This window comes from Tropicimonas marinistellae (genome assembly GCF_001509585.1).
Taxonomy (GTDB): domain Bacteria; phylum Pseudomonadota; class Alphaproteobacteria; order Rhodobacterales; family Rhodobacteraceae; genus Tropicimonas; species Tropicimonas marinistellae.
Genome location: NZ_LNCI01000006.1, coordinates 51404 through 72806 on the forward strand (window position 1 = coordinate 51404; position 21403 = coordinate 72806).

The following is a 21403-nucleotide window of genomic DNA, read 5'->3' on the forward strand; positions in this document are numbered from 1 at the left end:
GCCGCACATCACCCGCGCCGGTCGCGACAGCGCACTCCTCGCCCCTGTGGGTCCGCTTTCTGCGCATGGCTTCCGACAGGGACGGATCAGCTATGATCCGATAGGCGGACAAAGCGACCTTACCAGTTACGAATTTGGAGCCCGGTGTGCGCCGGCCCGTGGGGAAGCGCAGCGACAGCTGTCGTCTGCGGTCACTCTTATCCATATCCGACGAAGATCAAACGGTTGCGGGCGGGTAAAAAAGCGCCTGCCCACCGGGACGGGGTGGCCGAAAGGCCGGCGGTGGAGGCGGCCAGACACGGGCCAAGGGAGGGGCATTGACCGAAATCATTGCCATGCAAAGCACAATGGGTTTCGCTTCTCCCAGGACAAAGCAATCGAAAACGAAGCCACCAAGGACGTTGCCTCGCCCCGGCAGAGAACAAATCATACGAAGTCGGACCCGGGCCAGTTGGGATGCCCGTGCCCGCATCCCCTTCCCCGGCACGTGTCGTTGGTGAATGCCGAAGCAAGGCAATGTACAATTTGAACCCGAAGGAGCGGACATGACATTCAAGGATCACCTCTCACCCAGCATCGGTGGAGCGCTGCTCGGCATTGGGACCGGGGCGCTGCTGACCGTCGGCGCCGCCCTTGCCGAGCAGGCTCTGGAGCCGGTCGAACTGAGCGACATGCGCGGGATGCGGTATTGCGAGGTCCTCCTGATCTACGAGGAGGACGTCGTCATCTACAATACATCCGCCTCCGACGGCTGCCCCGAGGACAGGTGGCAGGCGATGGATACCGCGGCGCTTGCGTCCGAGAACGGCGCCAAGGCCGCGCAACTCAATGGCCCGAAGTTCTGGGCGACGGATGGCCAGACCTTGTTGTTCGGGGACACGAAGAGCTTTGGCGGGATCGAGGCGCGCTACGCCGCCACGCTGCCGATCTCGGCACTTGGCACAGGCGAAGGCGCCGACCCCTATGTCGGCTTCACGAGTTCGAAGAAACAGACCATGGTCTTCAACGCGGACCGCCCGATCTACGAACTGATCGACCCGGATGGAAATGCCTATATCCTCAACGCCTACGGGCCCAAGGTGAAGGATGGCGATCCGGCGAACCTCGCCGACCAGCTGTCGCCAGCGGAAGGCTGGAGCTTCCGCATCTCGACACCAACCGAGGATCTCGTGATCGCGGCGCCTGAAGATGAACCGACCCACATGGTCGGCGACGACCTGCGCCAGTACTACACGCGATACGACGCCGGGACGAACTGAGACTACCCGGTTCGACAGGCCCGTTCTCGCCCACGGGGGACCCCCGGGGGGTGAGCCGACCGGGGCGGCACGCGCGCCGCCTTGGACCAAACTGCAAAGGGAGGAAACACGTGGAACGGCAGGAATTCGTGGGAGAGGAGTTCAACGCAGACGCTCGGGAAGCGCTCGCGGCAATCCCGGACGACCAGCCCTTCGGGGTGATCAACTTGCTGCGCTACAAGACATGGGCGGAGTACCCGCCCGGCGTGGTATCGGAGCGGCTCACCGGCCAACAGGCCTACGAGAAATACGCGGAACTCTCCATACCCTTCGTGAACAAGGTCGGCGGCGTTCCGATGTGGCGCGGCGATTTCGCGGTCACGCTGATCGGGCCAGAGCCCGTTCCTTGGGACGAAATCGTCATCATGCAATACCCTGCCCGCAGCGCGTTCGAGACCATGCTCGACGATCCGGAATACCGGAAGACGCTTGTGCACCGCACGGCAGCTGTTCGCGACTCGCGGCTGGTCGGTGCGACGTCCGCGCAGGGTATCGGCCCGATGAAATGGAAGCTTTTCAACCTTACCCGGCGGCTCGGCCTCTCGGATTAGACATAGAGGCGACAGATCCCGCCGCGCCGCCCCAGGTCGCCCGCTTCCCAAACGGCGGGCAATACCGTTTCGAATGCCCCCTGTGGAGACATGCACGCAACCCGGCTCATTGGATCAGGAAGCAGACCCTGAGATGGGGCCGCCGCACAACGCCCGCGCCGGTCGCGACAGCGCACTTCTCGCCCCTACCGGGCCGGAATCTGCGCTTTGCAGATATTGGACCGGTTTGAGCAACCTCCGCTTTGCCGAACGCCATCATTGTTGATGTGTCTCCCGGCGTACGCCGAGGACGTTGACGACAGAATTTGACCGATGGGAGAGGTGTGTCAGGATGACGATAATGCTGCCAGCCACGGTTCCAAAGTGGTGCCTAGTCGGTTGCCATCGCGGGGATTTGGAAATCATCTGGGGACTATCGGTTATAACACCAAACTGCACATTGAGGATATTATGAAGTGCTTTTCGCTAGCTTTACTTTGCGTTTTTGCATTCTGTGACCATGCTCAAGCAGAACAGCTTTCAGAAGACCTTCGCTATATCAGCTCAGTTGACAGCGTTGTCGAAGACACAAAAACTGGTTTGATGTGGACACAGAAAGACAGTTATGCCGATTTAGGTCACTCTTTAAACTGGAACGAATCCAGGGATTACGTTGATAGCCTCTCGACGGGCGGCCACAGTGACTGGCGTTTGCCTACAGTGAACGAGTTGAAAACCATCTACGAGCCGTCAAAATCGAACACGGATCTTTATGGAGGAAAATTAGGACTTGATCCGGTTTTTGCGAAAAGCGGTTCCTATAATTTCTGGACATCGGAAACAGCTGGAGACTGCTGTGCTGTTACCATGACCTTCGACTACGGTCATGTGACAGAAAATCACCGAGATTTCAGCGGTAGTTTCGGAGTTCGTGCCGTAAGGAAAATGGATGATTAATTCATCATGGCATTTTTCAGACGGTCGGTACACTTGCTTCAAACGTGTCTTTGGTCCCGCTGACACACCGGACATCCGATCAAAACCGTCAGATGCCAGCCAAGTCGGCACTGCTGACGATCACGCCCGCGCCGGTCGCGACAGCGCATTCTTCGACGCTACGGGCGAGGTATCTGCGCTTTGCAGCCGTTGCGCTGCGTGGGCCGTTTTGCGGGCGCAACCATCGGCCGGAGGTTGCGTTGCATCATTCCTGCGCATTCCGGGCAGCTCAGCCTACCGCGCTCCCCATGTATCGGAGAGCCGGTAACCTTCCGGCCACGGATCGGATGGATCAAGCATGTGCTGATGGATGCCAGTGATCCAGCCGCGTCCAGAAATCTCGGGACGAATGGCAGGGCGCCTGCCGACGGTCGTTTCGGCGAGGATGCCCCCTGAGAAGGTCGATCCGATGAGCGAGCGCACAGTCAGGCGGTCGCCGACCGCCATCAGTCCCCGGGCGTGCAGGACGGCCATGCGTGCCGACAGTGCCGTGCCTGTGGGCGAACGGTCGACCTTGCCGGGCTGGATGGCGACAGCGGCCCCGCTCTCAAGGCCGTCGCCCCCCTCGACCAATGGCCCCGCGAAAAGGCAGAACGAGATATGCTGCCAGTCCGGGTTTTCGGGGTGCGCGAAGCCGAGCTGGTCGTTGGCTGCGTTGGTGATCTTCACCCCGAGTCTTGCAATGTCGTGTGCCTCGCTCTCGGTGAGCGCAAAGCCGAGCGCTGCAGCGTCGACGATGACGAAACTGTCGCCGCCGTAGGCGGTGTCGATGGCGAGGGTACCGAGGCCGTCGACCTCAAGCGTCCGGTCCAGATCGGCCGCGAAGGACGGCACGTTCTGCACATGGATGCGTTCGGCCTTGCCGTCGCGGCACTCGGCCCGCACCCGCACCAACCCGCCGGGGGCTTCGAGTACCATGTGGGTTTCCGGCTCCTGCATGGACACCAGCCCCGCATCGAGCAGGACGGTGGAGACGCAGATCGAATTCGAGCCCGACATGGGCGGTGTGTCCTCGGGCTCCATGATGATCCATGCAGCCTGCGCCTCAGGGTGCTTTGGCGGGACAAGCAGGTTCACATGACGAAAGACACCGCCACGCGGCTCGTTGAGAACGAAGTTGCGCAAGGTCTGGTCGCGGGCGATCCAACGGCTCTGCTCCCAGATCGTGTCACCCGGTGGTGGCAGGACACCGCCTACAATGACGTCGCCCACTTCCCCTTCTGCGTGAGCAGAGATCACGTGAATTGTCTTTTTGGAGCGCATTGCAGGTGTCCTACATCAATCGTGGCGTGCCGAAGAGTGTGAGGCAAAAGTCGAGCTGCGCAAGGCACAGTATAAGATCTCGGTCCTCTTGGGCGGCGGCAGCGTCCGCTGACCGGTCCTCAGCGTGAATCGCCGCGATCGTCTGGCCATTAGAAATCTCCGTGTGAGCGAGCGAACGTCGCTGGGAATGCTGCCGTCGCAGAGAAGGTCCGCACCGTCGGCACTGCTGCCGATCACGCCCGCGCCGGTCGCGACGGCGCACGCCTCGCCCCTATGGGTTCGGTATCTGCGCTTTGCTGCCAGTCACGATACATGAGCGCTTCGCTAGAGCAGCATCTTCCCTTGAAACGGAAGCCGCCATACGTGCCCGGAGCAGCGTAGGGCCGGGACGAGCCCAGTTTGACTAATGCTGCGCGCTTTTAGAACGGGTGCGAACCGCACATTGCTGCCGTTGGTCATGGCAAGGACGGCCCTAAGCCGACCTTTCGCGTCTGGACAGTGCGAACCGAAAGCGGTTCTCTACAAGTTGAATATTTGCTAGGTCAGGTGCAGTGCACTGCCCACGGACGACGCTTGCATTGAATTCGGTTAAACGAAGTTCGTTTGGTTGGCGACTTTGCGAACGTTTTTCAAGAAGGTTTATTTTTGGCAGTTGCCCACTCGTCAGATACCCGCCAAATTTAGCTCTTCAGTTCTTATCCGATACCCAAGGATACCGCATGCTAGAATTCCGAGGTTTCCAACGAAGTCCAGAAGCATCCAATATGTAAATAGTTCTACCACGAAAACGAAATAAAAGTTGAACACGAAGAAAGGCACTGATCCCACAAGACCGAAGACCAGAAATGTCATCGGCGTGAACCTCGACAGTGCGATGACCAGTCCGGCTAGGATTGCTTGAGCGCCGAAACATCCCAATAAAAGGGCCGATGTGGCGGACAGATGCTGATATTCTGGCGTCAGGACAAGCCGTTCCACCATTCGCGGTGCAACGAGGCACCATCCTCCCAGTCCAAGAAAAATTGCAGCTAGTCCCAACTGAATATTTTGTGACTTCATGGTGCTACTCCTTGAGAGACTTGCATTGGGGGCATAGCTACCAAAGCAATAGTTCGCATGCCCGCGAGGTGCTGACCATTTTCACCGATATAAATTATTGTTCAGGTAGCGTAGGCCGGTGTCCACAATCACGGTAACAACAGACTTTCCGGGCCCCAGTTCTTTGGCTTTCTGCAACGCCGCCCATACATTCGCGCCCGACGTCACGCCTCCCAGCAAACCCTCTTGACGCGCGAGCGACTGCGCGCCCCAAAAGGCGTCTTCGTCTTTGACCGGTATCACCGCGTCGATCAGATCACGGCGCAGAATCTTGGGCACAAAAGATAGACCGATCCCTTCCAGTTTATGACTGCCACTCGTGTCGCCACCAGAAACATTGCGAACATGGTAAGGCTCGACGGCAACAATTTCGGTCCCGGGATTGCGCGCCTTCAAAACCTCGGCATTACCGGAGATACAACCGCCACCGCCTGCAGCCATGACAAAGGCATCAACTTCGCCATCTATTTGTCCCAGAATTTCCTGCGCCATCCGGTGATATCCCATTTTGTTGTCCAAGTTGTTCACTTGATCCGGCCAGAACGTCCCGGGCTCGCACGCCAGTTCTTTGGCCCGAGCGATCATCCGATTGATCACATCGGCCGTCAGTACGCCGCCTTCGGCGTGGACGATCTCGACCTCGGCACCGTAGGCGCGCATGGTTTGTAACTTTTCTTCGGAAAATCCGTTGGATGATACAAAGTGTGCCCGATAGCCGCGGGTGGCACATACCATAGCCAGACTGCTTCCGGTGCTGCCGCCGGTGTATTCGACAATTCGCCCTCCGGGCTTTAGATCGCCGCGCCTCTCGGCCCCCTCGATCATCGACAGTGCCATGCGATCCTTCATGCTGCCGGTCGGATTAGCGCCTTCCCATTTCACGAAAACATCAGCGCAGTCTGGCCCGGCTATGCGAGCCAACCGTGTGAGGGGCGTATTGCCTACTGTGATCATGACGACGGACTTTCGCGGAGCAAATCTACTCACTTCCATAAATTAAGTGACTTCCGAGGTCAAACTTCCATTTCGTAAGTTACTGGTTTAAAAAATCTGGCATGTGCACTAAGTTCGGAGACTTGGATGACCAAGCCGGAGCATGAATTTCGGTCCCGTTGCTCGATTGCGCGCAGCTTGGAAATCCTTGGAGACAAGTGGACACTTCTGGTAGTCCGCGACCTGATGTGGCACGACAAACATACGTTTCAAGAATTGCAGAACAGCGAGGAACACCTCCCGCCGAACCTGCTGTCCCAGCGTTTGAAGCGGCTGATGGAGTGGGGCCTTGTCGAGCGGGAAGCCTATCAGGACAGACCTGTTCGTTATCGCTATGAATTGACCGATCAGGGTCGTGAGCTCGAACCAATCCTCCTGCATATCATGGCCTGGGGACACGCTCATCTGAACGGCGGACTGTATGATCCGGTTCGGGCGCAAACGGTTGCAAAAGCGTCCCGCTGAGGTGCGGTCGGCATGGGGTTTGGGCACACCGAAGTTTTCGGCCCTTGGTGTTTTTCGCTGCGGTCGCAAGGTGCTGAAACCTGCCGTTGGGGCTCGTGCAGCGAAAACCTGCTCCGTCCGCTGACTTGCCGTCGATGTGAGCCACCGAGAACGTCCGGTCCGCTCCCGCATCATCGATGGTCTGGTGAGCGCAACGTTCGATGCTGCGACCGCAGAGAATGACCGCAAGGTCGGCAATGCTGCCGATCACGCCCGCGCCGGTCGCGACAACGAACTCCCCGAGCCTCCGGGCCGGCGTACTGCGCCATGCCGGGTGTTTGGTCCGTTGCCATCATGATCAGGTGTGCGGAGCCTCCCGGAATCCGAGGGACACTCCTCCTGCACGGCCCTCCCGATGCCCGTTGGCGAGCGCGGCATCGATACCTCCTGCATGACTCAAAAAGACCCGACACATCTTCGGCAGCCATGGGCGCTGCCAGCGGGCAACGGGACACTGGAATTGCTCCGAGAGACCGCCTGTCGCACGAAATACCTGTACGGCTCCGAGGGGCGGCCAACCGGGGATGCCGGGGCGCGCTTGTACGCGATTGGCTGCCCGCGCAAGGCCACCGTCTGAGCGGTTTCTGACCACGGCTGCCCTGGCAGGGGTACAGGCGCTCCCGGTCCTCCAATGGTCCGTGAACCGGGCCCGGCGGCGCCGCTTGATTGATGTCAACGACGTTGGGGAAGGCACCTGCGATACTGTCATCGAGCGTCGCGCGGCGGAGGGCGTGTGCTTAAATTCAATGACGATTGGCGTTCCTGCACCCGCGGCGTGTTCCTGAACTCGGAGCAATTGGTCGAATTGGGAGGGAAGTCATGAGATATTTGCTATTTGCACTGGCGGCATTGGCCGCGACGGCGGCCACGTCCGGTCTGGCCCAATCCGTTGGTGAGCGCGAGTACATGAACAGCTGCGCCGCCTGCCACGGGCCGGGCGGCACGGGCGATGGCCCCATGGTCGGATACCTGACCGGATCGATCCCCGATCTCACGCAGCTTTCCGCGGCAAACGGCGGGGTGTTTCCGGTTACGAAGGTATACGCAACCATCGATGGGACGATGGCCGCGGGCCCGCACGGAACAAGTGAAATGCCGGTCTGGGGCAACCGCTACCAACTGATGGGCGAGAAGGCCGCGAACCCTGACTTTGCCGCAGACGAAGCCGAGGTTTTCGTGAAGTTCCGGATCCTGGCGCTGACCGAGTTTCTGGCGGGCCTTCAGGAGTAGCGGCCGCGTCCCCCGGGGTGGGTTGTCAGTACCGCCTGCCACGGCAACCGCGATGACCGCGGTCGCCGCGACCGCATGCTGCGCGCCACCGGCGCGGCGACGGCGGAGCGGTGGCTCACCCCTTTCGTGAAGCTCGCGCAACGAGGCGTGGCGATGGAGATCGCGCCGGAAAGCCACGTCCAAGGGTCGCACATGAAGACGCCGCCAGTGGCATTTCGTCGGGCGCCTCAGTTGACCGCACGCAGGAGGGACGACCGTGGCCCCGCACAGGAGGAGAGTTGCAATCGGGGCGTTTGCCACGCTGCTTTGCGCCCTGGGCGGGGTCGCGGCAGGCGCCGGGGCCTCTGCCTGCGATACCCCGCTGGTTACGGTGGAGACAGCAGACGGAGACCTCCACCGCCGTCTCTGCGAAATCGTGGCATCCGCCCTCCCGCGGCTCGAAGAATGCCAGCTCAAACTGGTCTCGGCCGTGTCGATCGGCTTTGCCGACAGCTTGCACCTTGGGTCGCCCGACCAGATCTGTTTCGGGAACTATCATCAGCGAACGGACCGGATCGAACTCCTGAAACCACCGGCATTCGAACGTTTTCACAACCGTTCGGAGGTTTGGGCCGCGATCCCGGTGACAGAGCATTTCGACTCCATCGTCGTGCATGAACTCACCCACGCCCTCGTGGACCAGACGGCGCCCGCGACACAATCTTGCACGGCGGACCAGGAGTACATCGCATACGCGATGCAGGTCGCGAGCCTCTCGGACTCCTCCAGGACCACCCTGATAAACAGGGTCGGGGTGTCGACACCAACCTCGGATGACGAAATCAACTCCGTGATCCTCGGCCTTTCGCCAGCCGCATTCGCCGTGAATTCCTGGCTGCACTTTTCGCAACCGGAGAACGGCTGTGACGTCGTACGAAAGATCATTCGCGGCGAAACGACCTTCCTGTTGTTGCCGGAGTGAAATCTACGCCATCGCACGACGCATAGGCCTCGGCTCAGTCCGAGACGCCGGCCCCCAAAGGCGTCATGGCGTCTATTCGACCGATTGCCCCGGACGTCGGCTAAACCGCCGCATGACGCCCCGCCTGTCTCAACCGCGCAATTTCCGACGCTACGGGTCCGCGAGCTGCGCTTTGCGTCCGTTGAGTCGACTTCGGGCAAGTCCGCTGAAGAGATCATCCGAAAATTGGTCTGGGAACGTTCGACAGTCGCGACCGGCCCATAGCTGCCTTGGAACCTGGCGAGCAACTCCGCGCTGCAGCTTTCGCATTCCTGCCGTTCGCGCGAGGTGCAGCATGTCGGCCGGACGCTATGACAGGGAAGCGGGATGAACCCGAGTTGCCCTAAAAATAAGGTACGATCGGTACCAGCCCAAAGCTCGCTGCTCTGATGCGGGATACCTCAGCTACAGATGACCTTGTGATGGGCCAACAGTCACTTCTCGTTAGGTCCGCTGCCTCGTCAAGTCATTTTCTAAAAACACAATCTCAGCTTGAACCTGCCGCACTTTGCTACCAAGGTTACCGCCGAGCGCAAAAGATACGAGATTTCTTCATGTTGGACCGAGCCTCTACAGAAAACAAAATGCCTTCATTATTCATTACCGGCTTTTTTGTTGAAAAACTCTTCGGTCTTTATACATATGATCAAAAGATTAAAGCGTTGTCAGACGAAAGGTCGGAGCGCTTGATACTAATGTATGGGGACAATGGCTCCGGAAAGACAACGATTGTTAGATTGGTGTACCATTTGTTGTCACGATCCTCGAGTCGAGGCCATCGAACCTTTGTAGCTAGAACCCAGTTTGAAAAATTCGGCTTGTATTTCTCCGACGGAAGAACTCTGACGGTAAAAAAGCGAGAAGATACAGGTGTTGGAAGCTATGTGTTGTCAATTGGTCGCGAGGACGAAATCCTTCGAGAGGTTGAAGTTGGAACAACCTGGGATGACAATGGAGTCGCCGTTAAAGAAAGAGATGTAGACGAAAAAGAACTGCAAGATTTTTTCGATGACCTGTTTCCAGAGGCTCTTGAATGCTATCTGCTATCAGATAACAGAGAGTTTAGTAGCGATCAGCTGCATGCGGATAATACCCGCCGAGAGAGGTTGATGCGAATTAGGAGTCATGAGTATTTCATAGATCCCGATAATTTCACTAAGTCACGATCCTCGGAAATCGATGAGGCAACCCGGCAATTGCGCCAGTCCGTAGAAAGGGCGGAGAATTGGATAAAAACCATAACGCTTGAAGCACGTAGCGCAAACGACGCGTCGGTATCAGATATATACACAGACTTGATAAAACGAATTGGAACTGATGGCCCCAATGATGATAATAAGCCAACTTCGTTGAAAGAACATCTTTTGGACCGAATTCGTTCTCTTGCTCGCTCTGCAAAAAAACTCTCCACACTTGGCCTGGCCAGCGACGTCCCCGAAGCAGCACTTATCGACGCAATCAGCACCGCCAGCGACGAGAGTATATCTACAATAACGCAGATTCTCGAGCCATACTTCGATAGCGTTCAGGCACGCATAGATGGCCTAGGAGAGATGGCGAGCCGTCTTAACACATTTGTTTCGACAATAAACCAGTTCTACAACAACAAGATTGTCAAAATTGATGCTGTGACTGGGATTCAGATTACGACAAGAGACGGGAGTCGCATTCCTGTAGAGGTACTTTCTTCTGGTGAAAAGCACCTGTTGATGTTGATGTGCAATATCTTAGTTGGAACTAGCCAAAAAAGCTTGTTCCTAGTTGATGAGCCGGAACTTTCCCTCAATGTTAAGTGGCAAAGAACTCTGGTCGATGCCCTGTTGGATTTGTCTTCAGGCAGCGCCATTCAATTTCTTATGGCAACGCACTCGATAGAACTCTTAGCAAAACACAAACACTCAACTCTTCGCCTAAAACACTTCGATTTGAGCGCCTGATGTATCAAAGAGAGATTGCGGAACTGATTGTGTTGTACGAGTTCGAACCGGAACTCAGAAGCCTCTGGGTCGAAGGGCCATCTGACCGAGCCTTCTGGGAATGGTATTTGTCTAATAAGGATCTAACTGGTGTCGAAGTTAACTCAATTGATCAAGTAAACGTTCCTGACGATGTTTTAAGAAGATACGGCTTGACGGCAAGCAACAAGAACCGTGCCATTGCTACGGCTCTTGAATTGGAGGAAGGCCTTAGTGATGCTGACGATCACGCGAGTTTTCTATTTGTAGTGGACTTGGACTTTGATCATTTTTCCGGAAGGCAAATCGAAGGGAAGTTCATAGTATACACGGATTTCACGGCAGTGGAGATGTACTTTTTTGATCCGGAGGTCGTGGAAAAAATCATAAAACTTGCGACCAAGAAACCTGACAGATCTGCCCAAGAGCTAATGCAAGGGCTATCGGAAGTTGGGAGCCAATTGTTTTGGATCCGCACTGCAAATGAAATTTTGGGTTGGGGCATGACGCTACCAAATCCAGATAAACTGCTGTTGGAGGAAAATAACTCTATTAGCTTTGATGTTGAAACATATTCTCACCGGTTGCTTCAATCTAACGGTAGGTCCAAAGACTCTGTCGAGTTTGAAGATATGTTGGCGTCGCTAAGAGAACATTGCGTCGATGACGTTCGGCTTAAGATCCGGGGGCATGACTTTGTAGATCTTTTGGCTTGGACCCTTAGAAAGGAAATTAAGTCAAAGGTAGCTGGAAAAAACAGCGAGATTGTCGCAACGCTGCTGTTAATGACGGCCGATGTCGGCGTTTTGGCTACGTACCCCCTTTTTGAAAGAGTGGAAGCGGAGCTGTTCGCGGCTTCTTAGATTTTGAACGGCCTGATGTCGAGTTTAACCTCAGGCAGATTCACTGTCCGCTTTTTTCTTTTGTGGATGAGCTAGCTCGCGACCGCAGCGAACTCCCGCTCCCCACCCTTCCTACGGCATGCTGCAATTGACATGGACGGGGGCTTTCGGACGCGGAACCGTCGCCCGAGCATTTTCAGCAGAGGGCCTCGACGTCCGCAAATCTGCCGATGCCCCGCCTCGCCGCATTGCGCCAAATGGGCTGTTCGCCGCCAATCCCCGCGATGACTACTAACGGCAGGGATCACGTCGCCGTCTCGACCGATGGCGTGGGGGGGGTTGAGCCACGGCGGCGCCGGGCATCCGTCCGGCCGTGCGCTCCGGACCCTTAACGAAGCGTGAATCCGTGCCCGTAACCCATTGAAATCTCTTGGGCGCCCCCCTGTCTCACGCGTGAGACATCTCCGCCGGGCGGTCACGCCCCCCGCAGCACCGCGCCGGGATTCATGATCCCCGCCGGATCGAGGGCCGCCTTGATCGCCCGCATCGCCGCCAGTTTCGCCGGGTCCCCGTAGCGCTCCAGATCCCCGACCTTCAGCCGCCCGATCCCATGCTCCGCGCTCACCGAGCCGTCGAATTCATGCACCAGATCGTGAATCGCCCGCTTCACCGCCCCGCGCTCAGCCTCGAATTCCGCCGCGCGCCGCCCCGCCGGCGGGAAGACATTATAATGCAGGTTTCCGTCGCCCAGATGGCCGAAGCAGTTGATCCGCATCGCGCCGAAACCGGCGATCACCTCGGCGCCCTTCTCGATGAAGTCCGGCATGGCCGAGATCGGTACCGAGATATCGTGAGACGAAACCGCCCCGATCCGCCGGTTCGCCTCCGGGATCGCCTCCCTGAGATGCCAGAAGGCGAGCCTCTGGGCCTCGTTCTGCGCGACCACCCCATCGGACACGAGCCCGGCCTCCAACGCCTCGGCGAAGAGCCCTTCCAGTTCCGGCTCCGGGGAGGGGACGCCGGACAACCCAATGCCCACCAGGACCATCCACTCCGGCGCCGTCGCGAAGGGCTGGCGAACCTCCGGCATGGTGTCGCGCAGGAAGTCGAGCCCCATCCGGTGGATCAGTTCGAACGCGGAGACGCCCTCCCCCATGCGCCGCTGGGCCATGGACAGCAGTTTCAACGCCGCGACCGGGCTTTCGACGGTCAGGAAGGCCGCTCCCTTCACCGCCGGTCGCGGATAGAGACGCAGGCTCGCCGCCGTGATTACGCCAAGGCTTCCCTCCGCCCCGATCAGCAGGTTGCGCAGGTCGTAGCCGGTGTTGTCCTTCCGAAGCCGCTTCAGCCCGTGCAGGATCGATCCGTCCGGCAGCACGGCCTCCAGCCCAAGGCACAGTTCCCGCGCGTTTCCGTACCGCAGCACGTTCACCCCGCCCGCGTTGGCCCCCAGAAGCCCACCGATCTGCGCCGACCCTTCGGAGGCCAGTGACAGCGGGAACATGCGCTCCACGTCCCGCGCCGCCTGCTGGACATGGGCCAGCACCATACCCGCCTCCGCGACCAGCACGTTCTCGGCCGGATAGGTCCCGCGCAGTCGGTTCATCCGCTCCATGGACATCAGGATGGGCCGTGGAAGGTCCTCGGCGACCTGCCCCCCCACGAGGCCGGTCCCGCCGCCGTAGGGAACCACCCCGACACGATGCGCGGCGGCCAAGCGAACGGCCAGCGCCACCTCCTCTGTCGTCCGCGGCGCGAGCAGCAGGGCATCGCCGCCCTTGTAGCGCCCTCGCGGCTCTTCAAGGTAGCGCGGCGCCAGCGGTCGGAAGGCTTGCTCCGGCAGCGCCGCATGCAACGCGGATTCGATTTCTGGCGTGACCGGGTTCAGCATCGCGATACCTCCTGTGCCGATCAACCACGCGGCGCAGGCGGGTGCAAGGCGGTGGGTCCGCTACTGACCTTCGTCGTTGAACCCCAGAAACCGTGGCTGGAGCACGATGACCGTCGGCTCGCTCGGCAGATCTCGCAGCGACACCTCCAGAGACCGACCGTCGCGCCGCTCGATGCGGAAATCCTCCGACACCCCGGCAAGGAAGGCGTTCAGGGAATTGCCGGAGAACCAGTGCATCGGCAGCACGATCGACGCCCGAAACCGCTGGAGCACCTTGATCATCACCGGCAGTGGCAGGGTCATGCCGCCGTCAACCGGTGCCATCACCACGTCGAGCCGCCCAATGGCCGCGTATTGCTCGGGATTCGGTTCGTGGTGCAGATGCCCGAGGTGACCGATGCAGAGCCCGCCGACTTCGAACACGAAGATCGAGTTCCCGTCGCGTTCCATCTCGCCGCCGAAACGGCCGCGGATGTCCGTGGGCACATTGCGGATCAGCATCTCCCCAAGGTCCAGGTGATGGTCTGCCGGCCCGCCCATCTCGTCCCACCCCTTCAGAACATACGGAATCGCCGGATCGGGAGCGGCGGTCCAGTGCGTGCTGTGCGAGTGGTTCATGGTGACGACATCCGGGATCAACTCGGCCGGCCCGGTGAACCCGTTGTAGTCAGTCACGACGTCCAGGCCGCCGGGTGTCTGGATCAGGTACATCGAATGATCGATATAGCTCAGGCGCACCATGTCTTCCGAAAGCGGGTCGCGGTAGCCTGCGCGCCAAACAACTTCAAGGCCGGGCACGTTTTCGACAAGCGCAATGCAATGCGACGGTCGCCGGTCCTGCTGGGCGTTTGCCGGAAGCGCGGCAGCGGTCAGAATCGCGAAGGTTCCGAACAGCGCATGGACAATCACTTGCAGCGACGGGAGCGGCATCGGGACTTCCTCATGAATGGATCACTCCGGCCACTATGCCACGAAGTCTCGCATCGCCGTATGAACTATTCGTCAGATGCGCGACTGTCGCGGAATCCGCGCGACGCCGGGTTCTTCCCCATGCTCAGCCGCCTTGTCACGCGCCGCAGGCGCGCCCGGCCCAACCGGAACGGGCGCATCTCCGATGCGAACGGAACGGGCGGGAGGGCGCCCCGGCGGCCGAGATCAGCCTGCGCCCGTCCGGCCGCGTCGATCACTCCGCAAGTTCGAGTAGAGCACGTGATTGCGCCAGCGACCGGCGATTTGCAGGTAGCTTTGCGCGACCCCCTCGTATTTGAACCCGCATTTCTCCAGGCAGCCACGCGAGGCGGCGTTTTCCGGCAGGCACGCCGCCTCGATTCGGCTCAGGTCCAGCGAGGAAAACGCGTGGTGCGTCAGTGTGGCGATTGCCTCGCGCATGTATCCCTGCCGCGCGAAAGGCGCGCCGATCCAGTAGCCGAAGGTACCCGCCTGTGCGGGGCCCCGTCGGATATTGTCCAGCGTGATTGCGCCCATCAGGGCCTCGTCCTCGGCCCGGATCAGGAACAGCGGCAATGCCGAGCCGGCTGACAGAGACCGCTGTGCCCAGTACACCCGGTTGGTGAAGGCTTTCCGGCTGAGGTGGTCGGGCGACCAGAGCGGTTCCCATTTCTCCAGGAAGTCGCGGGAGTCACGGCGCAGCGAGCTCCATGCACGGAAATCCCCGTGCGCCGGCGGGCGCAGCAGCATCCGCTCGGTGACGATCCGTACCTTTCGCCGGCCGAGCCGCATCAGGCCGCGAGCCTCTCCTGCAGTTTCGCGAGTTCGGGCGCACGTTCCGCCGGACCGTAGAGCGCGAGCGCGGCAGTTCCCCGGCCCGCAAGTCCGGCCGCGAATTCCGCAACCCCGGCGCGATCCACAGCGTCGATCAGCGCGATCGTCTCCGCCAGCGGCGGCACCCTGTCCCAGATCGCGACGAGCCGTGCGAGGCGTTCGGCGCGCGACGAGGGGCTCTCCAGCCCCATCAGCAAGCCGGCCTTCATCTGCGCCCGTGCCCGGCTGACCTCCGCGTCGGAAACATCGTCGGCCACCCGGCGCAGCTCGTCGACGGTCAGATCCGACAAATGCGCGATATCCTCGGCGGACGTTCCGGCATAGATCGTCATCATTCCCGTATCGGCATACGCGCCGGCCTGCGCGAAAATGGAGTAGCACAGCCCCCGCTTCTCACGGATTTCCTGGAACAGCCTGGAGGACATGCCGCCCCCCAGAAGCGTTGCATAGACCTGCGCGGTGTAGACGTCCGGGTCGGAATAGCACGGCGCCTCGAGCGCCATCGCGAAATGCACCTGTTCCAGCGCCCGCAGTTCCCGGCGCTCGCCGCCATGGAAAACCGCAACATCATGCGTCGACAGCTGGACCGGGGGCAGATGGCCGAACGCTTTCTCGGCCAGGCGCATGATGACATCATGATCCACCGCGCCGGCGGCCGACAAGACCATCTGCCCCGGTCCGTAGTGCTCGGAGATAAACCCGGAGAGATCGGTGCGGGCAAAACGGCTCACCCGGTCCGTCGGCCCCAGTATCGTCCGCCCGAGCGCCTGGCCGGGGTAGGATGCCTCCTGCAGCCAGTCGAATATCACGTCGTCCGGCGTATCCAGTGCCTGGCCGATCTCCTGCAGGATCACACCGCGCTCGACCTCGATCTCGTCGCTGTGAAACACCGGATTCAGCACGATATCCGCGATCACGTCGAGCGCCAGCGGTACATCCGCCTTCAGCACGCGCGCGTAGTAGGCCGTGGCCTCGCGCGAGGTATAGGCGTTGATGTAGCCGCCCACATCCTCGATTTCCTCGGCAATCTGCAACGCGTTGCGCCGCTCGGTGCCCTTGAAGGCCATGTGCTCCAGAAAATGGGCAATCCCGTTCTGCTCGATGCGCTCGTGGCGACCACCGGCATTGACCCAAAGGCCCACGGCCGCGCTCTCCAGCCCGGGCATGACTTCGGTTACGATGCGCAGCCCGTTGGGCAGCCTGTCCAGATTCACGCTCAAATGGCGCGCCTTTCCCGTATCAGATCCTCAAGGGCGGTCAGGTCGTTGGCGACGTTTTCCACCCGCTCCGGTCGCTCATACAGGTCCGCCATCCGATTGGGAAGAGGCGGGCGAATGCCCGTCGCGGCCTCCACAGCATCGGGGAACTTCGCCGGATGGGCGGTGGCCAGCGTGACCATCGGTGCCGATCCGACATGCTCCTCGGCCACCTTCACGCCCACGGCGCTGTGCGGACAGAGGATCTCGCCGGTTTCGGAGAAGAGCCGCGCGATCGTGGCGGAGGTCTCCGCCTCGGAGGCCCGGCCGGAGGCGAAGGTCTCCCGCAGCGTTTCGAGCGCGCCCTGGCTGATCCGGAACCCGCCCTGCCCCTTCAGCTCCTCCATGAGCTGCACGACCGCCGCCCCGTCCCGCCCGTAGGCATCGAACAGCGCGCGCTCGAAGTTGGAACTAACCTGGATATCCATCGACGGGCTGATCGAGGGCGTAACGCCTGTGGTGACATATCCGCCCGTCTCAAGCGCGCGGTGCAGGATGTCGTTCTGGTTGGTCGCGATCACCAGCTGCGCGATGGGTAGACCCATACGGCGCGCGATGTACCCCGCAAAGATATCGCCGAAATTGCCGGTCGGCACGGTGAAGGAGACCGGGCGGTGGGGCGCGCCGAGCGCCGTTGCGGCGGTGAAATAGTAGACGACCTGCGCCAGCACCCGCGCCCAGTTGATCGAGTTCACGCCTGCCAGCCCCACGGAATCGCGGAAGGCGAAATCGTTGAACATGTCCTTCAGCCGCGCCTGGCAATCGTCGAAATGGCCATCGAGCGCGAGTGCGTGGACATTGGCCTCCGCGGGCGTCGTCATCTGCCGGCGCTGCACCTCGGAGACCCGGCCATGAGGGAAGAGGATGAAGACATCCACAGCGTCGAGCCCGCGGAACGCCTCGATCGCCGCCGATCCCGTATCGCCCGATGTCGCACCGACGATGGTAACGCGCTCGCCACGGCGCTCGAGCGCCACCTGGAAGAGCTGGCCGATGAGTTGCATGGCGAAATCCTTGAACGCCAGTGTCGGCCCGTGGAACAGCTCCAGCAAGAAGTGGTTCGGTGCGAGTTGCACCAGCGGCGCGCGCGCGGCATGGCCGAAACCGGCATAGGCGCGGGTGATGATCTCGCGCAATTCGCTTTCGGAGAAGCTCTCGCCGATGAACGGTTTCATCACGCGGAAAGCCACCTCTTCGTAGGGCATCCCGGCGAGCGCCGCGATATCGGCGGACGACATCGTTGGAACCTGTTCTGGAACATAGAGGCCGCCGTCGCGGGCGAGCCCTGTCAGCATGGCTTCTTCGAAGGACAGAACCGGCGCCTGGCCGCGGGTGGAGATGTACTTCATGGCGCCTTTCTCTTGGCAGCGGGCGGCGGCTGCCCGGCGGTGCGCGGGTTGCGCCTGCGGGAGCCTCCGGCGGGGATATTTCGCGACAGAAGAAGCCCCGTGCGGACTCTGCTCTCGGTCAGGTGTCGCGGCGTGAAATACGCCAGAGTTGCAGCGCTGTCATCCCCAACCAGACCAGTGCCAGGCCGAACCAGGTGACGGCATAGCCGAAATGGTCGTTCGGGATACTCGCGCTGTCCACGGGCAGCGGCGCGACGGCGCCGTCGCCGCCCGAGACGAGGCGGGCGATCAGAAGGAGCGGTTCGGTGCCCAGTTCCCCTGCCATCGCATCGATATCGCGGGCAAACCAGTAGTTCGCCTCAAGGTCGTTGTCCGGGGTAAAGCGATCGCGCTCGTCGGGCCAATGCAGGTTGCCGGTGACCGTGAGGCGCACCGGCGGGCGTGGCGTATCTTTCTGCGTCTCCCGCACGAAACCCCGGTCGAGCAGGATGCGGCGCCCGGATTCGGTCTCGAAGGCGGTGACGATGCGAAACCCGGCTCCGACGGTCCGGGTGGAGACGAGCACGTGGAGGTCGCGGTCGCCCGTCCGGCCCGAGGCCTTGACGGCGAGGAACCGGTCGCGCGTGGGATCGGGATCTGCGGGCAGGGACACCGGTTCGGCCAGGATCCGCGCGTCGATCTCATCCAGGATCGCTTCTTTCCACTCCAGCCGCTGAAGCTGCCAGACACCGAGCCAGATCAGCACGGCCGCGCCGGCGAGCCCGATGACCAGCGGTGCACTATAGCGTCGCATCTCTTCCCCCGAAACGAGAGGAGCGCGGCCATTGCCGCGCCCCATATCATGTTGGATCAAATCTGCCTCGCGTAGGCAAGCCGTCTCTCGGCTCATCCGCCCCAGATGTAGACGGCGGTGAAGAGGAAGAGCCAGACCACGTCCACGAAGTGCCAGTACCACGCCGCCGCTTCGAAACCGATGTGGCTTTCGGGCGTGAAATGACCGGCGCGCACGCGGAGGTAGCAGACGAAGAGGAAGATCGTGCCGATGATCACGTGGGCGCCGTGGAAGCCCGTGGCCATGAAGAAGTTGGCGCCATAGATGTTGCCGGAGAATCCGAAGGCTGCGTGGCTGTATTCGTAGGCCTGGAAGACCGTGAAGAGCACACCGAGGGCGACGGCGAGGATGAGGCCCGTCGCCATGTCCTTGCGGTTGTTCTCATGCACGAGCGCGTGGTGCGCCCAGGTGGCCGCACAGCCGGAGCAGAGAAGGATCAGCGTATTGATCAGCGGCAGGTGCCAGGGATCGAAGGTTTCGATTCCCGCCGGCGGCCAGACACCGTCCACTGCGGGGCTCTCGGGCCCCATGGGGTACATGGCATGTTTGAAGAAGGACCAGAACCACGCGGCAAAGAACATCACCTCCGACATGATGAAGAGGATGAAGCCGTAGCGCAGCCCGATCAGCACCACCGGCGTGTGGTCACCGGCATGTTCCTCGGCGATCGTGTCGGACCACCAGGCGTACATGGTGTAAAGTACGACGAGAAAGCCGATCCAGAACAGGAACGGCGTGATATCGTGCATCCACATTACCGCCCCGAAGAGCATGACGAATGCGCCGATCGCCCCCATGAACGGCCAGATGGATGGCTGCAGAATATGGTAGTCGTGGTTCTTTTCGTGAGCCATGTCGGTGTCCCTTGCGCGTTACTCGTCGGCGATCATCAACGCCGCCTGCTCTTGTGGCAGATCGATTTCGTGGAATGTGTAGGAAAGGGTGATGCGGGCCGCGTATTTCGCGTCCCGGTCCTCCAGGATTTCCGGGTCGACGTAGAAGCTGACCGGCATCTGGACGGTTTCGCCCGGTTGCAGCACCTGTTCCTCGAAGCAGAAGCAGTCGATCTTGACGAAATAGCTCCCGGCGTCGAACGGCGCCACGTTGTAGCTCGCCGAACCGGCAACGGGCCGGTCTGTCGGGTTGTGGGCCTCGTAGAAGGCCAGCCCGGTCTCGCCAAGCCGGATCTCCATTTCACGCTGAACCGGTTTGAACTCCCACGGCATGTCGCGGTCGAGCGAGCCGTCGAAACGCACCTTGATGGTCCGGTCGAGTATGGTGTCGGATCCGGTGTCGGCGGTGCTTGTCGTGCCGCCGTAACCGGTGACCCGGCAGAACATGTCGTAGAGCGGCACCGACGCCCAGGCCAACGACCCCATGAGCAGTACCACGCCAAGCGTTTGGGCCAGCGTGCGTTTCGGTCCGGTGAGCTTGCGGAAGATCACTGCGACGCCTCCTTGGATACCATGCCGGTACCGAGCACGTCCTCGCCATTGCCGACCTTGACGATGGTCATGCCAAAGACGATTCCGACGAACGCCAGCAGGATGAGCCCAAGGCCGAGATTGCGGCCCTTGCGGCGTGTGTGCAATTCGTGGGTGGCGCGGATCATGCTCCCCCCCCGATCACGCCGAAAGCGCGCAGCGTGGCGTCGGCGAGAAGCGCCGAGAAATGCAGGAACAGGTACCAAAGCGAAAGCTTGAAGAAGCGCTTCTCCTCGCCATAGGCATCGGCCTCGGCCTGCTCCGTCGTGCGATTCCAGACCTTCCAGGCCCCAACGAGGAAGCGGAAGTTCAGCACCGCCGCCGTCAGCAGGTAGACCGGCCCGCCGATGGAGGTCGCCGCGAGCCCGAGAGAGCACGCCGCGAGGAGGACCGTGTAGCCCAATATGTGCCGCCGGGTCGACTCGTGGCCATGCGTCACCGTCAGCATGGGCACACCGGCATCGTCGTAGTCGCTCTTCATAAAGAGTGCGAGCGACCAGAAATGCGGCGGCGTCCAGATAAAGATGAGGGCGAACATCAGCACCGATTCGACCGATACACCTCCGGTGGCAACAGCCCAGCCGATCATTGGTGGGAAGGCGCCGGCAGCGCCACCGATGACGATGTTCTGAGGCGTCCAGCGCTTCAGCCACATCGTGTAGATCACGACGTAGAAGAAGATCGTGAAGGCCAACAATGCTGCCGCCACGAAATTGGCGGACAATGCCAGCATCATCACCGAGAGCCCGGAGAGTGCGAGACCGAGCCCCAGGGCCTCCCCTTCGGAGACACGCCCCGCCGGGATCGGACGCTTGCGTGTGCGCCGCATGATCCGGTCGATGTCCGCATCCCACCACATGTTCAGCGCACCGGAAGCGCCGCCGCCGATGGCGATGAACAAAATGGACACGAAGGCGATGAACGGATGCACCGGCACCGGCGCAACCAGCAGGCCGACCAGGGCCGTGAACACGACCAGGGACATGACCCGCGGCTTGAGCAGCGCGAAGTAGTCACGCAACTCCGGCTCGGTGCCGCGGGCGATGGAATGAAGGCTGGCGTCAGACATGGCTTACCTGTCGGGTCACGAAAGGCCCGCG

21 protein-coding genes are annotated in these 21403 nt (G+C 60.7%); 8 read left to right on the top strand and 13 right to left on the bottom strand.

What is annotated here, in order from left to right:
- Positions 1–545 precede the first annotated feature (545 nt).
- From ARC39_RS13565 to ARC39_RS25330, 3 genes are all read left to right on the top strand, one after another.
- Positions 546–1259: a hypothetical protein gene (locus ARC39_RS13565; RefSeq protein ID WP_068115317.1), complete on the top strand. Its 714-nt coding sequence runs from the start codon at positions 546–548 to the stop codon at positions 1257–1259.
- A 110-nt stretch (positions 1260–1369) separates the two neighbouring features.
- The gene (locus ARC39_RS13570; protein WP_068115318.1) at positions 1370–1849 is read left to right on the top strand and encodes a DUF1330 domain-containing protein; all 480 of its coding nucleotides are present in this window, start codon (positions 1370–1372) and stop codon (positions 1847–1849) included.
- Positions 1850–2161: 312 nt separating this feature from the next.
- Complete coding sequence (locus tag ARC39_RS25330; RefSeq protein ID WP_078059258.1) at positions 2162–2785, top strand: Lcl C-terminal domain-containing protein; 624 nt, start codon at positions 2162–2164, stop codon at positions 2783–2785.
- A 273-nt stretch (positions 2786–3058) separates the two neighbouring features.
- Here the strand turns inward: ARC39_RS25330 and ARC39_RS13575 are convergent, their stop codons facing one another.
- The 3 genes from ARC39_RS13575 to ARC39_RS13585 form a co-directional block, all read right to left on the bottom strand.
- Positions 3059–4087, bottom strand: a complete 1029-nt coding sequence (locus ARC39_RS13575; RefSeq protein WP_068115319.1) for a trans-3-hydroxy-L-proline dehydratase — start codon at positions 4085–4087, stop codon at positions 3059–3061.
- A 663-nt stretch (positions 4088–4750) separates the two neighbouring features.
- Positions 4751–5146, bottom strand: a complete 396-nt coding sequence (locus ARC39_RS13580) for a hypothetical protein (protein WP_068115321.1) — start codon at positions 5144–5146, stop codon at positions 4751–4753.
- A gap of 81 nt (positions 5147–5227) precedes the next feature.
- On the bottom strand, positions 5228–6178 hold the full coding sequence (locus ARC39_RS13585; RefSeq protein ID WP_368085973.1) for a PLP-dependent cysteine synthase family protein: 951 nt from the start codon (positions 6176–6178) through the stop codon (positions 5228–5230).
- 87 nt (positions 6179–6265) lie between these two features.
- On the opposite strand from ARC39_RS13585, the gene ARC39_RS13590 reads away from it, so the two are divergent.
- The 5 genes from ARC39_RS13590 to ARC39_RS13615 all read left to right on the top strand — a co-directional run bounded on the left by ARC39_RS13590 (position 6266) and on the right by ARC39_RS13615 (position 11730).
- Complete coding sequence (locus tag ARC39_RS13590; protein ID WP_068115325.1) at positions 6266–6643, top strand: winged helix-turn-helix transcriptional regulator; 378 nt, start codon at positions 6266–6268, stop codon at positions 6641–6643.
- Positions 6644–7501: 858 nt separating this feature from the next.
- Complete coding sequence (locus ARC39_RS13600; protein ID WP_068115329.1) at positions 7502–7912, top strand: c-type cytochrome; 411 nt, start codon at positions 7502–7504, stop codon at positions 7910–7912.
- Positions 7913–8168: 256 nt separating this feature from the next.
- The gene (locus tag ARC39_RS13605) at positions 8169–8873 is read left to right on the top strand and encodes a DUF6639 family protein (protein ID WP_068115334.1); all 705 of its coding nucleotides are present in this window, start codon (positions 8169–8171) and stop codon (positions 8871–8873) included.
- A 593-nt stretch (positions 8874–9466) separates the two neighbouring features.
- The gene (locus ARC39_RS13610) at positions 9467–10849 is read left to right on the top strand and encodes an AAA family ATPase (protein ID WP_161470972.1); all 1383 of its coding nucleotides are present in this window, start codon (positions 9467–9469) and stop codon (positions 10847–10849) included.
- On the top strand, positions 10849–11730 hold the full coding sequence (locus ARC39_RS13615; RefSeq protein WP_068115337.1) for a DUF4435 domain-containing protein: 882 nt from the start codon (positions 10849–10851) through the stop codon (positions 11728–11730). Before ARC39_RS13610 ends, ARC39_RS13615 begins: the two co-directional genes overlap by 1 nt.
- 454 nt (positions 11731–12184) lie before the next feature.
- Here the strand turns inward: ARC39_RS13615 and ARC39_RS13620 are convergent, their stop codons facing one another.
- The 10 genes from ARC39_RS13620 to cyoE all read right to left on the bottom strand — a co-directional run bounded on the left by ARC39_RS13620 (position 12185) and on the right by cyoE (position 21372).
- Positions 12185–13600, bottom strand: coding sequence for an FAD-binding oxidoreductase (locus tag ARC39_RS13620; RefSeq protein ID WP_068115339.1), 1416 nt, complete (start codon positions 13598–13600; stop codon positions 12185–12187).
- Positions 13601–13660: 60 nt separating this feature from the next.
- Positions 13661–14530: an MBL fold metallo-hydrolase gene (locus ARC39_RS13625; protein WP_078059260.1), complete on the bottom strand. Its 870-nt coding sequence runs from the start codon at positions 14528–14530 to the stop codon at positions 13661–13663.
- Positions 14531–14755: 225 nt separating this feature from the next.
- Positions 14756–15340, bottom strand: a complete 585-nt coding sequence (locus tag ARC39_RS13635) for a GNAT family N-acetyltransferase (RefSeq protein WP_149866431.1) — start codon at positions 15338–15340, stop codon at positions 14756–14758.
- Positions 15340–16602 (bottom strand): M16 family metallopeptidase, encoded by a 1263-nt coding sequence (locus ARC39_RS13640; RefSeq protein WP_068115343.1) that lies wholly within the window; start codon positions 16600–16602, stop codon positions 15340–15342. The genes ARC39_RS13635 and ARC39_RS13640 overlap by 1 nt, the downstream gene beginning before the upstream one ends.
- Positions 16599–17987 carry a threonine synthase gene (gene thrC / locus ARC39_RS13645; protein WP_068115345.1) on the bottom strand — a complete coding sequence of 463 codons (1389 nt, stop codon included), beginning with the start codon at positions 17985–17987 and terminating at the stop codon, positions 16599–16601. Before thrC ends, ARC39_RS13640 begins: the two co-directional genes overlap by 4 nt.
- A 118-nt stretch (positions 17988–18105) precedes the next feature.
- A complete protein-coding gene (locus tag ARC39_RS13650) occupies positions 18106–18780 on the bottom strand; it encodes an SURF1 family protein (RefSeq protein ID WP_068115346.1) in 675 nt (224 codons plus the stop codon).
- Between the two features lie 92 nt (positions 18781–18872).
- Positions 18873–19673, bottom strand: coding sequence for a cytochrome c oxidase subunit 3 (locus ARC39_RS13655; RefSeq protein ID WP_068115348.1), 801 nt, complete (start codon positions 19671–19673; stop codon positions 18873–18875).
- Positions 19674–19691: 18 nt separating this feature from the next.
- Complete coding sequence (locus ARC39_RS13660) at positions 19692–20264, bottom strand: cytochrome c oxidase assembly protein (protein WP_268874343.1); 573 nt, start codon at positions 20262–20264, stop codon at positions 19692–19694.
- Entirely contained in the window at positions 20261–20431 is a 171-nt protein-coding gene (locus ARC39_RS26000) for a cytochrome c oxidase system small membrane protein (RefSeq protein ID WP_201455756.1), read from the bottom strand. Before ARC39_RS26000 ends, ARC39_RS13660 begins: the two co-directional genes overlap by 4 nt.
- On the bottom strand, positions 20428–21372 hold the full coding sequence (cyoE, locus tag ARC39_RS13665) for a heme o synthase (RefSeq protein ID WP_068115350.1): 945 nt from the start codon (positions 21370–21372) through the stop codon (positions 20428–20430). The genes ARC39_RS26000 and cyoE overlap by 4 nt, the downstream gene beginning before the upstream one ends.
- Positions 21373–21403: the final 31 nt, after the last annotated feature.